Below are 12,649 nucleotides of genomic sequence, written 5' to 3'. Positions count from 1 at the left end.
AAAGAAATCAGTAAACTTGATGCCTAATCATGAATTGCTTGTTTTTCGTATGTATATTAAAATAATAACGTAATGACAATTTTGAATTTTAATTTAATTTTACTGGAGAATCCGAATTGCAGGTAAGGGGGGAAAGCTGTCTATTTTCGGGCAGTCAAGATGACATTAAATAAGATGATTAATGAAACTTTTGAAGCGTATACACTGGAGACTTGGGAGAAAAAATCAGAAGAATCATTAAAGGGTAAATCCATTGCTTCCTTATCCAAAAATACATATGAAAACATCCTTTTGAAACCGCTTTATTCAAAAGAGGATTTGAAAATAAACAGTACTGGGCAGTTTCCAGGACAAACTGATTTTAGAAGAGGGGCAGATCCGGCAGGCTATCTATCCAGTCCGTGGAAGGTGGCACAAAGGATTGATGCAGAGAATGGAGAAGAATTACGAAAAAAACTGCATGCGTCTTTTGAAAGAGGACAAACGGCTATTTCCTTTCATTTAGACAAGGACATTGTAAAGGATTTTGTGAAGATTATAGATGGCATATATGCAACATTCGCCTTTGGTATCGAAGCAGGCAATGATCAAGCGGAAGTTTTGGAAAAATTATCTGATTTAGCTGATTGTGACAAAGTTTCAGGCTATATTGGCAGGGATCTCTTACAAATAGCATCTAATGATGGGCTGAAACAGGAATATGATAAATGGTCCGAAATGATCCAGTTATTCGATAGGAAAATGCCCAATTTGCGAACAATCCTAGTGGATACTAGTGTATATCATAAAGCAGGGGCAAATGCTATTCAGGAATTAGCTGCCGCTCTTTCTACTGGAGTTCAACATATTCAGGAGCTTCTTGAAAGAGGGATGTCCTTAGAGAAAATTTTATCAAAAATGGTTTTTAAATTTTCCATTGGCGCAAACTTCTTTATGGAGATGGCAAAGCTTCGTGCAGCAAGAATTCTATGGAGCAAGATAGCAGAAGCATACGGTGCAAAGTCGGAAGAACAAAAGATGGTGATTTCAGCTGAAACGTCCCCTTTTACCAAAACAGCTTATGACCCATATGTAAATTTGTTGAGGGCCGGAAATGAAGCTTTTGCAGGTGTACTAGGCGGAGTTCAATTTCTACATGTAAGCCCATTTAATGAGCCTGAAGGGAAAACAACCCACTTTTCTGATCGAATTGCACGAAATACTCAGCTTATTTTAAAAGAAGAAGCCCATTTAAAGAATATTGTCGATCCAGCAGGCGGTTCATGGTATGTGGAGAATCTGACAAATGAACTTGCTGAAAAGGCTTGGGGATTATTTCTGAAGATAGAAGAGAAGGACGGAATGGCTTCAGTATTGAAAACAGGATGGATTCAAGAACAAATTGCCGAGGTAATGAAGAAGAGAAACGAAGATCTCTTCATGCGAAAACAAAGTATGATCGGAACGAATATTTATGCTAATCTTAACGATCACCCATTGCAGAATGTGATGGAAAGCTTAGAAGCCAATCATGCATTGCCAAATAATCGTCTATCAGAACCATTTGAAAAATTACGCAGGGCAGCTCAAAGGCTAGTGCAATCAGGCAGTGAACCAAAGGCTGGACTTATTTGTATCGGTGAGTTAAAGAAGCATAAAGCTAGAGCAGATTTCATGACAGGTTTTCTGGCACCTGGCGGGATTAAAGCGGATGCTAGCGAAAATATTGATCATCCGAAATCCGCTTTACAATTCATTCAGGAATCCAATTTACACCATTATGTCTTATGTGGAACGGACAAGCAATATGATGAGTTAGCGCTGGAGCTGGTCCACTCAATAAAGGAAAATTATCCGGATGTACGGCTATACTTGGCGGGACTTCCTGAGGAAAGCAAACAAGCAGCATTACAGCAGGCGGGAATCGAGCAATTTATTCATGCGAAAAGCAATTGTTATGAAATATTAACTTCCTTGCTTAGTGAAATGGAGGCGGAAGTCAATGAGTAAAAAACCTGATTTTAATAAAATTTCGCTTTTTGATCATAAGCAAGCTTCAAAAGAAGAATGGAAAAAAACAGTACAGGAAGAGTTACATGAATCAATAGATAATCTTCTATTTGAAACGTACGAACAAATTCATGTAAAGCCTCTTTATACAGAAGAAGATGTTAATACTCTCGAACATCTTGACGGAAAACCAGGTCTTCCTCCGTATACTCGTGGGCCTTACCCGACTATGTATGTGAATAGACCATGGACGGTCCGTCAGTATGCTGGGTTCTCAACCGCGGAAGAAAGCAATGCTTTTTATCGCCGCAATCTAGCAATGGGGCAGAAGGGCCTTTCAGTGGCCTTTGACCTTGCAACACACAGAGGCTATGACTCTGACCATCCAAGGGTAGTAGGGGATGTTGGAAAAGCTGGTGTAGCAATTGACTCTGTTCTTGATATGAAAACACTTTTTGACGGGATTCCTTTGGATCAAATGTCTGTCTCAATGACAATGAATGGAGCCGTACTTCCCGTCATGGCCTTCTTTATTGTTACAGCTGAGGAACAGGGTGTAAGTCAGGAAAAACTTTCAGGTACGATCCAAAATGATATTTTGAAAGAGTACATGGTGCGTAATACGTACATTTACCCTCCGGAAATATCAATGAAAATTATTGCAGATATATTTGAATATACATCCAAATATATGCCTAAATTTAATAGCATCAGTATTTCTGGCTATCATATGCAAGAAGCAGGAGCACCAGCTGACATTGAATTAGCCTATACACTTGCTGACGGTCTAGAGTACGTAAGAACTGGACTCTCGGCAGGGATTGATATTGATTCATTTGCGCCAAGGCTCTCTTTCTTCTGGGCGATCGGGATGAACTACTTTATGGAAGTGGCAAAAATGCGTGCTGCCCGTTTTATCTGGGCAAAGATGATGAAAACATTTGAACCGAAAAATCCTAAGTCTATGGCATTAAGAACGCATTCCCAAACATCAGGCTGGAGTTTAACAGAGCAGGATCCATTTAACAATGTTACAAGGACGCTGATTGAAGCCCATGCAGCTGCGATGGGACATACACAGTCCCTCCATACGAATGCACTTGATGAAGCAATTGCCTTGCCGACAGATTTTTCGGCACGTATTGCCCGAAATACACAGCTATTTCTGCAGGAAGAAACGGGAATTACGAATGTGATTGATCCATGGGCGGGCTCATATTATGTAGAAGCATTAACAGATCAATTGATAAAGCGAGCTTGGGAGCATATTGAAGAGATTGAAAACCTCGGCGGGATGGCAAAAGCGATTGAAACTGGCTTGCCAAAGATGAAAATTGAAGAGGCAGCTGCCCGCAGACAAGCACAAATTGATTCTGGAAAAGAGACGATTATCGGCGTGAATAAATATCGCCTTGATCAAGAAGAACCAATTGAAATCCTTGATATTGATAACACGGCTGTTCGCTTAAAACAAATTGAAAAGCTGGAGAATTTAAAAGCAGCACGTGATGAGGAGAAGGTTATAGAAGCACTTGAAGCAATAACGAAAGCTGTAGAAACAGGAGAAGGCAATCTACTTGATCTTTCTGTACAGGCTGCAAGAGTGCGTGCAACACTTGGAGAAATTTCATATGCCATTGAAAAGGTAGCTAATCGCCATAAGGCAATTATTCGCTCCATAAGCGGCGTGTATAGCTCAGCATTCTCAAATGAAGAAGAGATTACAGAAGTGAAGCTTATGACTGATGAATTTCTTGAAAATGAAGGAAGAAGACCAAGGATTCTCGTAGCAAAAATGGGGCAGGATGGTCATGATCGAGGAGCTAAAGTCATTGCCACAGCATTCGCGGATTTAGGCTTTGACGTCGATATCGGCCCATTATTCCAAACACCGGAAGAAACGGCAAGACAAGCAGTAGAAAACGACGTCCATGTGATCGGTATGAGTTCACTTGCTGCAGGTCATAAAACTCTTCTTCCTCAGTTAATTGAAGAGCTTGCGAAGCTTGAAAGAGAGGACATCCTAGTTGTGATTGGCGGAGTGATTCCTGCACAGGATTATCAATTTCTTCTTGAAAATGGAGCTGCTGCAATTTTTGGACCTGGAACTATTATCCCAGTCGCTGCTCAAAAAGTAATTCGTGCCATCTATAACCGTCTTGGATATGAGGAAGTGTCACAGTAAAATGGATAAAAGACCAGAATGGTTTGAAGGGGAAAATCCTGATAATTTTGCTAGCGTTGTTAGAAAAGGTGTTCAAACAGGTCAGTCTGAATCTTCCTTTATTAAAAAAGGACGCTTTCAAAAGAAGAATCGGCCAGAAGTGAATATTGATGAATGGACTGAAGGCATTTTAACAGGAAACCGTGGAATGCTAGCTCAAGCGATCACATTAATTGAAAGCAATGCAGAGCATCATTTTCGAACAGCCCAAAAACTTCTGCAAGAGCTTCTTCCGCATTCAGGTAATGCTATCCGCATTGGAATTACAGGTGTACCAGGTGCTGGGAAAAGTACATTTATTGAAGCATTTGGCACATTCCTATGTGATCTAGGATTGAAGGTTGCTGTGCTCGCAGTTGATCCAAGTTCAAGTATAAGCGGAGGCAGTATTCTTGGGGACAAAACGAGAATGGAACAGCTTTCGCGAAACCCAAGAGCATTTATTCGCCCCTCTCCATCTGCTGGTAAACTCGGAGGGGTTCATCGGAAGACGCGCGAAACAATTACTTTGTGCGAAGCAGCTGGCTTCAATGTCATTCTTGTAGAAACAGTTGGCGTGGGGCAAAGTGAAGTACTTGTTAGAGACATGGTCGATTTTTTCATGCTACTAGTTTTGACTGGTGCGGGAGATGAGCTGCAAGGGATGAAGAAAGGGATCATGGAGCTGGCAGATGCTGTACTTGTTAACAAAGCGGATGGAGAGAACAAACGATTGGCATTAAAAACGAAAGCTGAATACAATCGGATTCTTCATTTTCTCCAGCCAGCAACAAAAGGATGGCAAACAAAAGCAGCCACATGCTCTGCGATCTATCAAGAAGGAATGAAAGATATTTGGGATACTATTCAATCATTCGAAAAGACAACAAAGAAATCTGGCGTATTTGAAAATAGGAGAAGAGCGCAAACGAAGGAATGGATCTACTCAATGATTATTGATCAGCTCCAATTTAGTTTTTTCAACCATCAAGAGGTGAAACCGCTGCTGCCTCAAATGGAAAATGAAGTAATCGCAGGAGCCCGAACAGTGACATCTGCAGTAGAGGAATTATTCCAAGCATATTCGATTAATAAAAAGTTGTAAAAAGCTGCCTTTGGCAGCTTTTTAACTTAATGGGCTAGGAAAACTATTATTTAAAAAGGTCAAATGTAATTGTGACAATCCACCTATTATTGCAAAACGCCAAAAATAATTGCGTCCCTCTAATTATTTTTGCAAATCACCCAAATAGATTAACGGGTACCTTAAAGCCCTCTACGTTGAAAAGAATGTTCATCTATTGGTATGATGTAGGTATGGAAGTTTTATATCCAAAAAGGAGCGAACATACAGATGAATATGGATTTTAATTTTTTTATGAATGATGTTGTAGCAAATGCACGCAGAGAAATTGTTGATGCTGGCTATACAGAATTAAAAACACCTGATGAGGTTGAAAAAGCAATTGCAGAAAAAGGAACAACTCTTGTAATGGTTAACTCTGTTTGTGGATGTGCGGGTGGGATTGCTCGTCCAGCAGCTGCTCATGCGCTGCATTATGATAAGCGTCCAGATCATTTAGTGACAGTATTTGCTGGTCAGGATAAAGAAGCAACTGAAACAGCACGCAGCTATTTTACTGGATTCCCGCCATCTTCTCCTTCCTTCGCATTATTAAAAGACGGAAAGCTATGTGCGATGATTGAGCGTCATGATATTGAAGGACATGAACCAATGGCAGTTATTCAAAAGCTTCAAAATGCATTTGAGCAGCATTGCGAAGATCTATAATGTAGAAAAAAGCCTCGTATGAGGCTTTTTTTTATTTCTGTTACATAATATCCTTAGAAAAAATAGGACTAAATATTTATTTTCAAAAGAATAATATATAAAAATAGTATTGCATAAATATAATAATGTGTTAAAATACATTCAAGTGAATAATTATTAATATACGATTGATACTTGAAAATTAATAATTTATCGCTAATAATAGATAATGGTTAATTATAATAATTTTCAGAAAAGTTATAGGGGGAAAATAATAATGAAAAAAATAGTTTCTATCTTTTTTATTAGTATTCTATTAATTGGATTACTAGCAGCTTGTGGAACAAGTGAAGAGACATCATCTAATGGCTCTAAGGATAAGGATTCTGATAAAAAGGTACTAACGATGGGAACATCAGCAGACTATGCGCCATTTGAATATATTGATACGGCAAAAGGTGATGAGATTATCGGAATCGATGTTGATATTGCAAAAGCAGTAACTGAAAAGCTTGGCTATGAATTTGAGATTCGCGATATGGATTTTGGCGGATTAATTCAGGCACTTCAATCTGGTCAAGTTGATTTTGTCCTATCTGCAATGTCTGCAACAGACGATAGAAAAGAGAGTGTAGACTTTAGTGAAATCTATTATACGTCGAAACATATGATTGTTTCTAAAAAGGATAGTGGAATTACGAAGGTAGAAGATCTTAAAGGCAAAAAGATTGGTGCACAGCTAGGCTCTATTCAAGAGGAAAAGGCAAAGGAATTAGCGGAAGAAGTGGATATGACGGTTGAAAACCGCAATCGTATTCCAGAATTAATTCAAGAAATTAAGGCAGGACGTTTTGATGCAGCCATTATTGAAGATACAGTCGCACAAGGCTATTTAGAAAATAATGACGATATTGAAGGCTTTACAGTTGAGGATGCGGATGGCGGCTATGCGATTGCTCTGCCAAAGGACAGTGAATTGACTGAAGAATTCAACAAAGCACTAAAAGAAATGATTGATAACGGAGAATTAGATAAGATTTTGAAAAAGTGGTTTGAAGGTGAATGATTATAAGCTAGGCTTCTAATCTACTAAAAACGTTCAGAAGGATACTCACTTCTGAACATTTTTGCCCTAAAGGCGCATCCGCATTTCTTATTGTCTAGCTTCTGCGACTAGGGGCTCGAGATCATAAGCCAATCCAGCAAGAAGGTTAAAGACCACCTTCCCGCTGGCTCGTCTTATGCTTGTCGCCCCTGATCAAGTCGCATCCGCATTTCTTAATTGAGAGGATTGTTATACATGAACCTAGATTTTACATCCATTCTGCCTTCCCTGCCTTATATATTAAGAGGGATTGGCGTGACATTGCAAATTGTCGCTTTGGCAGGACTATTAGGGTTTTTACTTGGAATTATTCTATCCCTATTTAAAATAAGCTCCATTAAAGTGCTAGGATGGCTAGCAGATGCGTATACATCGATCTTTCGAGGCACACCTTTAGTATTGCAGCTAATGATTATTTATTTTGGTTCACCGCAAATATTTGGCTATCAAATTGAACCATATGTGGCTGCTGTACTTGCCTTTGGTTTGAATTCTGCTGCTTATATTTCTGAAATTATTCGTGCGGGTATTCTTGCAGTTGATAAAGGACAAAGTGAAGCAGCAATGGCACTAGGCGTTCCTTACCCCAAGATGATGCTTAACATCATTCTTCCACAGGCTTTGAAAAATATTTTACCAGCATTAATGAATGAATTTATTACTCTGACTAAGGAGTCGGCCATCGTTACTACCATTGGGGTAATGGATATCATGCGCAGAGCTTACCAAGTAGGAGCGGACAAGTTTCGTTTCTTTGAACCATTATTATTAGCAGGTCTCATCTATTACTTAATGGTCATTACATTAACCATTCTTGGAAAAGTTGTTGAAAGGAGGATGAGACGCGGTGATTAAAATTGAAAATCTGCATAAACAGTTTGGAAAGCTTGAAGTGCTTAAAGGGATTTCCACAACGATAAAGGAAGGCGAAGTTGTGGCAATTATCGGTCCATCAGGTTCAGGAAAGTCAACCTTCCTCCGTTGTATTAACCTTTTAGAAAAGCCTACAAACGGGCGTATCTTTATCGGTGAGCAAGATATTACAGACAAAAAAACAAATATCATGAAGGTCCGTCAAAATGTAGGAATGGTTTTTCAGCATTTTCATTTATTCCCGCATAAGTCAGTCCTTGAGAATTTAACCTATGCACCTATGAAAGTGAAGGGGCAGTCCAAGCAGGAAGCTGAGAAAATTGGTCTTGAGCTATTAGCAAAAGTTGGACTATCTTCGAAAGCAAATGAATATCCTGGCCGATTATCAGGAGGGCAAAAACAAAGGGTTGCGATTGCCCGTGCATTAGCGATGCAGCCTGAGGTCATGCTTTTTGATGAACCGACATCAGCACTTGACCCAGAAATGGTTAAAGAGGTGTTAGATGTAATGAAATCACTAGCACATACAGGAATGACGATGGCCATTGTTACCCACGAAATGGGATTTGCTAGAGAAGTAGCAGATCGTGTCCTATTTTTAGACGGTGGTGTACTCGTAGAAGATGCACCGCCTAGTGAATTCTTTTCCAATCCGACCTCTGATCGTGCAAAAGACTTCTTGCAAAAAATGCTTTGAATTGTATAATAAAATGGATGAAGATGGTCTTAATGATCATCTTCTCTTTTTTTGGACATAATTTGTTAAGAAGTTAAAAAAGTAATTGTAGGAGTTTTTTATATGAAGTTTAAAATAGGCTATCGAACAATAAAAACAGCCATTGGCACATCCGCAGCGATCATTCTTGCTCAGATTTTGGGGTTCGATAATTTTGTTTCGGCGGGAATATTAACCATTCTATGTATCCAGGTAACGAAAAAGAAATCGATAAAGACTTCTTGGAACCGTTTCAGCGCCTGTTTGTTAGCGATGTTATTTTCTATAGTTTTTTTCGAAGGGATGGCTTATCATCCGATCATCATCGGTTTTTTATTACTATTTTTCATCCCGACAGCTGTTATGCTTAAAATTAGTGATGGCATCGTGACGAGCAGTGTCATCATTCTGCATATTTATTCGGCTGGAGAGGTCACTTTTGATATTCTAATGAATGAATTAGGGATTATAACGATTGGGATCGGTGTTGCACTTCTGGCCAATCTTTATATGCCAAGCCTTGATCAAAAACTGCTGGAATATCAAATCCAGATTGAAGAAAATTTTAAAAGAATATTTGATGAAATTGTTATTTATTTGCGTACAAACGAAAGTAATTGGGATGGGCTGGAGATAACCGAAACAGCGCAGTTAATTGAAGAAGCACAAGTTCTTGCCTATAGAGATGTGGAAAATCGAATACTCCGTAATGAAAATGTGTATTATCACTATTTTAAAATGCGGGAAAAGCAATTTGAAATCATTGAAAGAGTTCTCCCTATTGTCATTTCGATTTCCTATACAATTGAACAAGGGGAAATGGTGGCTGATTTTATGGAAGAGTTAGCTGCAAATATCCATCCAGGAAATACAGCGAACCGCTTCTTGGAAAAGTTATACGAAATGAAATCTTCCTTTAAAAGCATGGAGCTGCCAAAAACGAGAGAAGAATTTGAAGCGCGTGCGGCTCTTTTTCAATTTGTAAGGGAAATGGAAGAGTATTTATGGATTAAAAGCTCTGCAAAGGAGTTAAAGCGGGGAAGAAAGGAGAATCATTTCACTGAATCCGGTGCAAACTAACGGAAAAAAGAGGTGATTCTTTGCTTAAAATCATTTCCTCGCTACTGATTGCGTTTATTTTCTCGCCTATTTGGCCATTGGGACCTAATCCGCTGCCTGGAGATCCATTCATTATCGTGAATAAAAAGCTAAATGAAGTAGTCTTTATTAATGACAATAGAGTTCAAACAGTGATTACTGCAGCGACAGGAAAGACAGAAGATTTAACCCCTGAGGGTATCTTTACGATAACGGTGAAGGCGAAGGATCCCTATTACAGAAAAAAGGATATAAAGGGTGGAGATGCAAATAATCCATTGGGTACGAGGTGGATTGGATTTGATGCCGAAGATACAGATGGGAGAATATATGGGCTTCATGGGACTAACGATCCTTCCTCTATTGGTAAATACGTATCTCAAGGATGTATTCGCCTGCAAAATGAAGCCATTGAATCGTTATATGACTTTGTTCCAGTTGGAACGAAAATATTAGTTACTTCTACTTCTGAAAACTATGAACAGCTTGGACAAACATATGGCGCAATAAAATGAAGGGACTGTCAATTTGACAGTCCCTCTTTATATGCAATTAGTTTCTCTATAAAATCATCGTTAGTCCAATTAACAATGTTGAGGCAAGCATGGCAAAGATCATTAAATATACGATTATTTTTTGCATCTTTCTATTAGACAATGAATATACCCTCCTCTAGATCATCATTTTCTTATCTCTATTTTACTAGGAATTCTTAAATTGAACAACCGCTCGATTTTTTAAAGGATTTTCGACATGTTTAGCGAATATTAAAATATCTGTATATTCTTATTATAAAAAAAAGCGTATAATTTTTGAATGTAGAGAACTAACGTGAAATTAGATTGGAAAGGAAGGAGAACGAGTTGATTAAAAAAATTGATCATATTGGTATTGCTGTCCGTTCACTTGATGAGGCGCTGCCATTCTATACAGAAATTCTTAAACTTCCACTGCTTGGCATGGAAGAAGTGGAAAGTGAAAAATTAAGGGTAGCCTTTTTGAAGGCGGGAGAGACGAAGCTCGAGCTTTTAGAGCCGACGCATGAAGATAGCGCAGTTGCAAAATTTATTGAGAAGCGTGGGGAAGGACTGCATCATGTTGCGCTTGGTGTAGACTCAATCCAGGATCGAATCAATGAAATAAAGGAAAAAGGCATTCGTATGATCCAGGATGTACCGAAAACTGGAGCAGGAGGAGCCAAGGTAGCTTTCATGCACCCGAAATCAACTGGGAGCGTTTTATATGAATTATGTGAGAAGAAAGGATTGAAATGAACTCATGACAGACATCTATGAAAAAATCAATGAACTATATGATCGCAAGCGAGAGATAGAATTAGGCGGCGGAGATGAGAAAATTGAAAAGCAGCATGAAAAAGGGAAGCTGACTGCTAGAGAACGAATCGAATTATTAGTTGATCCAGGAACATTTGTCGAGCTAAACCCGTTTATTGAACACCGATGCATGGACTTTGGTCTTGATGGTCAAAAAGGACCTGGTGATGGAGTTGTGACGGGTTATGGAAAAGTGAATGGCAGACCGATTTTCTTATTCTCACAGGATTTTACAGTTTTCGGCGGGGCACTGGGAGAGATGCATGCGAAGAAAATTGCTAATGTGATGGATCTGGCTGCAGAAAATGGAGCTCCTTTTGTTGGCTTGAATGATTCGGGCGGTGCGCGGATTCAAGAAGGCGTAGTTTCCTTAGATGGGTATGGGCATATTTTTTACCGGAACTCGATTTATTCAGGTGTCATACCGCAAATTTCCGTAATTATGGGACCTTGTGCGGGGGGTGCCGTTTATTCTCCAGCGATTACGGATTTTGTTTTTATGGTGGAGAAGACAAGTCAGATGTTTATTACAGGTCCAAAGGTGATTGAAACTGTAACCGGTGAAAAAATTTCATCGGAAGATTTAGGCGGGGCTAGCGTACATAATTCAATTAGCGGAAATGCTCATTTTAAAGGGCAAACAGAAGCTGAAGTGATTGAACAGGTCCGTCGATTACTAAGCTACCTTCCTCAAAATAATGAAGAAAAGCCACCTAGAGCAGAGAGGGATTTGGAAGAAGATTACCGGCCCGATCTAACAGATGTCATTCCTTTCGATGCCGTTCGTCCTTATGACGTCAGAAAAGTCATCGAACAGGTTGTTGATACCGCTTCATTTATGGAGGTTCAGCCTGACTTTGCAAAAAATATTGTTGTTGGTCTTGCGCGAATCAAAGGAGAGGTGGTTGGATTAGTTTGCAATCAGCCGAAAGTCATGGCAGGTGGTCTTGATATTGATTCATCTGACAAAGCGGCTAGATTCATCCGTTTCTGTGATTCATTCAATATTCCACTCATTACTTTTGAGGATGTAACAGGCTTCTTTCCTGGTGTAAAACAGGAGCATGGCGGCATTATCCGGCATGGTGCAAAGATTTTATATGCTTATTCCGAAGCAACTGTTCCGAAGCTTACTGTTATTTTACGAAAGGCTTATGGTGGAGCCTATGTGGCCTTGAACAGTAAGTCTATCGGTGCAGACCTTGTATTTGCTTGGCCAAATGCGGAAGTAGCTGTTATGGGTCCTCAGGGAGCAGCGAATATCATTTTTGCAAGGGAAATTTCAAATAGTGATGATCCTGAAGCGATCAGAGCACAAAAAATTGAAGAGTATCGCGAAAAGTTTGCCAATCCCTATGTCGCAGCAAGCAGAGGAATGATCGATGACGTGATTGATCCTCGGGAAACAAGGATAAAGCTCATTCAAGCACTTGACATGCTGAGAAACAAGAAGGAAACGAGACCGAAAAAGAAGCATGGAAATATCCCGTTATAAAAATAGAGATTTCTTTGGAAAATAGAATTATATTCGCAAATACTCATCTATTTGCAAACAGATTCT

12 protein-coding genes are annotated in these 12,649 nt (G+C 39.4%); 11 read left to right on the top strand and 1 reads right to left on the bottom strand.

From position 1 onward, the window contains the following. Window positions 1-159: 159 nt before the first annotated feature. The 9 genes from AN957_RS18610 (at window position 160) to AN957_RS18570 (ending at window position 10,269) form a co-directional block, all read left to right on the top strand. Complete coding sequence (locus tag AN957_RS18610; RefSeq protein ID WP_053476936.1) at window positions 160-1,989, top strand: methylmalonyl-CoA mutase family protein; 1,830 nt, start codon at window positions 160-162, stop codon at window positions 1,987-1,989. Beyond that, window positions 1,982-4,174 carry a methylmalonyl-CoA mutase gene (scpA, locus tag AN957_RS18605; protein WP_053476935.1) on the top strand — a complete coding sequence of 731 codons (2,193 nt, stop codon included), beginning with the start codon at window positions 1,982-1,984 and terminating at the stop codon, window positions 4,172-4,174. Before AN957_RS18610 ends, scpA begins: the two co-directional genes overlap by 8 nt. A gap of 1 nt (window position 4,175) precedes the next feature. After that, window positions 4,176-5,297 carry a methylmalonyl Co-A mutase-associated GTPase MeaB gene (gene meaB / locus AN957_RS18600; RefSeq protein ID WP_053476934.1) on the top strand — a complete coding sequence of 374 codons (1,122 nt, stop codon included), beginning with the start codon at window positions 4,176-4,178 and terminating at the stop codon, window positions 5,295-5,297. A 249-nt stretch (window positions 5,298-5,546) separates the two neighbouring features. Next, window positions 5,547-5,984 carry a BrxA/BrxB family bacilliredoxin gene (locus tag AN957_RS18595; protein WP_053476933.1) on the top strand — a complete coding sequence of 146 codons (438 nt, stop codon included), beginning with the start codon at window positions 5,547-5,549 and terminating at the stop codon, window positions 5,982-5,984. A gap of 256 nt (window positions 5,985-6,240) precedes the next feature. Further along, complete coding sequence (locus AN957_RS18590) at window positions 6,241-7,029, top strand: transporter substrate-binding domain-containing protein (protein ID WP_053476932.1); 789 nt, start codon at window positions 6,241-6,243, stop codon at window positions 7,027-7,029. Window positions 7,030-7,263: 234 nt separating this feature from the next. Continuing rightward, window positions 7,264-7,923: an amino acid ABC transporter permease gene (locus AN957_RS18585; RefSeq protein WP_053476931.1), complete on the top strand. Its 660-nt coding sequence runs from the start codon at window positions 7,264-7,266 to the stop codon at window positions 7,921-7,923. Beyond that, window positions 7,916-8,638, top strand: coding sequence for an amino acid ABC transporter ATP-binding protein (locus tag AN957_RS18580; RefSeq protein ID WP_053476930.1), 723 nt, complete (start codon window positions 7,916-7,918; stop codon window positions 8,636-8,638). The genes AN957_RS18585 and AN957_RS18580 overlap by 8 nt, the downstream gene beginning before the upstream one ends. Before the next feature lie 102 nt (window positions 8,639-8,740). Continuing rightward, window positions 8,741-9,736 (top strand): aromatic acid exporter family protein, encoded by a 996-nt coding sequence (locus AN957_RS18575; protein WP_053476929.1) that lies wholly within the window; start codon window positions 8,741-8,743, stop codon window positions 9,734-9,736. Window positions 9,737-9,756: 20 nt separating this feature from the next. Further along, entirely contained in the window at window positions 9,757-10,269 is a 513-nt protein-coding gene (locus AN957_RS18570; protein ID WP_053476928.1) for a L,D-transpeptidase, read from the top strand. 46 nt (window positions 10,270-10,315) lie between these two features. Here AN957_RS18570 and prli42 read toward each other — a convergent pair whose 3' ends face one another. Further along, window positions 10,316-10,411 carry a stressosome-associated protein Prli42 gene (prli42, locus tag AN957_RS27830; protein ID WP_172797656.1) on the bottom strand — a complete coding sequence of 32 codons (96 nt, stop codon included), beginning with the start codon at window positions 10,409-10,411 and terminating at the stop codon, window positions 10,316-10,318. A gap of 206 nt (window positions 10,412-10,617) precedes the next feature. On the opposite strand from prli42, the gene mce reads away from it, so the two are divergent. Further along, window positions 10,618-11,028 carry a methylmalonyl-CoA epimerase gene (gene mce, locus AN957_RS18565; RefSeq protein WP_053476927.1) on the top strand — a complete coding sequence of 137 codons (411 nt, stop codon included), beginning with the start codon at window positions 10,618-10,620 and terminating at the stop codon, window positions 11,026-11,028. A 4-nt stretch (window positions 11,029-11,032) separates the two neighbouring features. Beyond that, complete coding sequence (locus AN957_RS18560) at window positions 11,033-12,583, top strand: acyl-CoA carboxylase subunit beta (RefSeq protein ID WP_053476926.1); 1,551 nt, start codon at window positions 11,033-11,035, stop codon at window positions 12,581-12,583. Window positions 12,584-12,649 lie beyond the last annotated feature (66 nt).

Source organism: Cytobacillus solani, from assembly GCF_001420595.1.
In the GTDB taxonomy this organism is placed as follows: domain Bacteria; phylum Bacillota; class Bacilli; order Bacillales; family Cytobacillaceae; genus Cytobacillus; species Cytobacillus solani.
The sequence above is the reverse complement of the archived record's forward strand: the minus strand, read 5'-3'. Positions and strand labels throughout refer to the sequence as shown.

What these genes read in the sequence shown, in the direction of transcription:
- AN957_RS18610 (WP_053476936.1), top strand. Translation starts at nt 160, where the DNA reads ATGACATTAAATAAGATGATTAATGAAACTTTTGAAGCGTATACACTG.
- scpA (WP_053476935.1), top strand. Translation starts at nt 1,982, where the DNA reads ATGAGTAAAAAACCTGATTTTAATAAAATTTCGCTTTTTGATCATAAG.
- meaB (WP_053476934.1), top strand. Translation starts at nt 4,176, where the DNA reads ATGGATAAAAGACCAGAATGGTTTGAAGGGGAAAATCCTGATAATTTT.
- AN957_RS18595 (WP_053476933.1), top strand. Translation starts at nt 5,547, where the DNA reads ATGAATATGGATTTTAATTTTTTTATGAATGATGTTGTAGCAAATGCA.
- AN957_RS18590 (WP_053476932.1), top strand. Translation starts at nt 6,241, where the DNA reads ATGAAAAAAATAGTTTCTATCTTTTTTATTAGTATTCTATTAATTGGA.
- AN957_RS18585 (WP_053476931.1), top strand. Translation starts at nt 7,264, where the DNA reads ATGAACCTAGATTTTACATCCATTCTGCCTTCCCTGCCTTATATATTA.
- AN957_RS18575 (WP_053476929.1), top strand. Translation starts at nt 8,741, where the DNA reads ATGAAGTTTAAAATAGGCTATCGAACAATAAAAACAGCCATTGGCACA.
- AN957_RS18560 (WP_053476926.1), top strand. Translation starts at nt 11,033, where the DNA reads ATGACAGACATCTATGAAAAAATCAATGAACTATATGATCGCAAGCGA.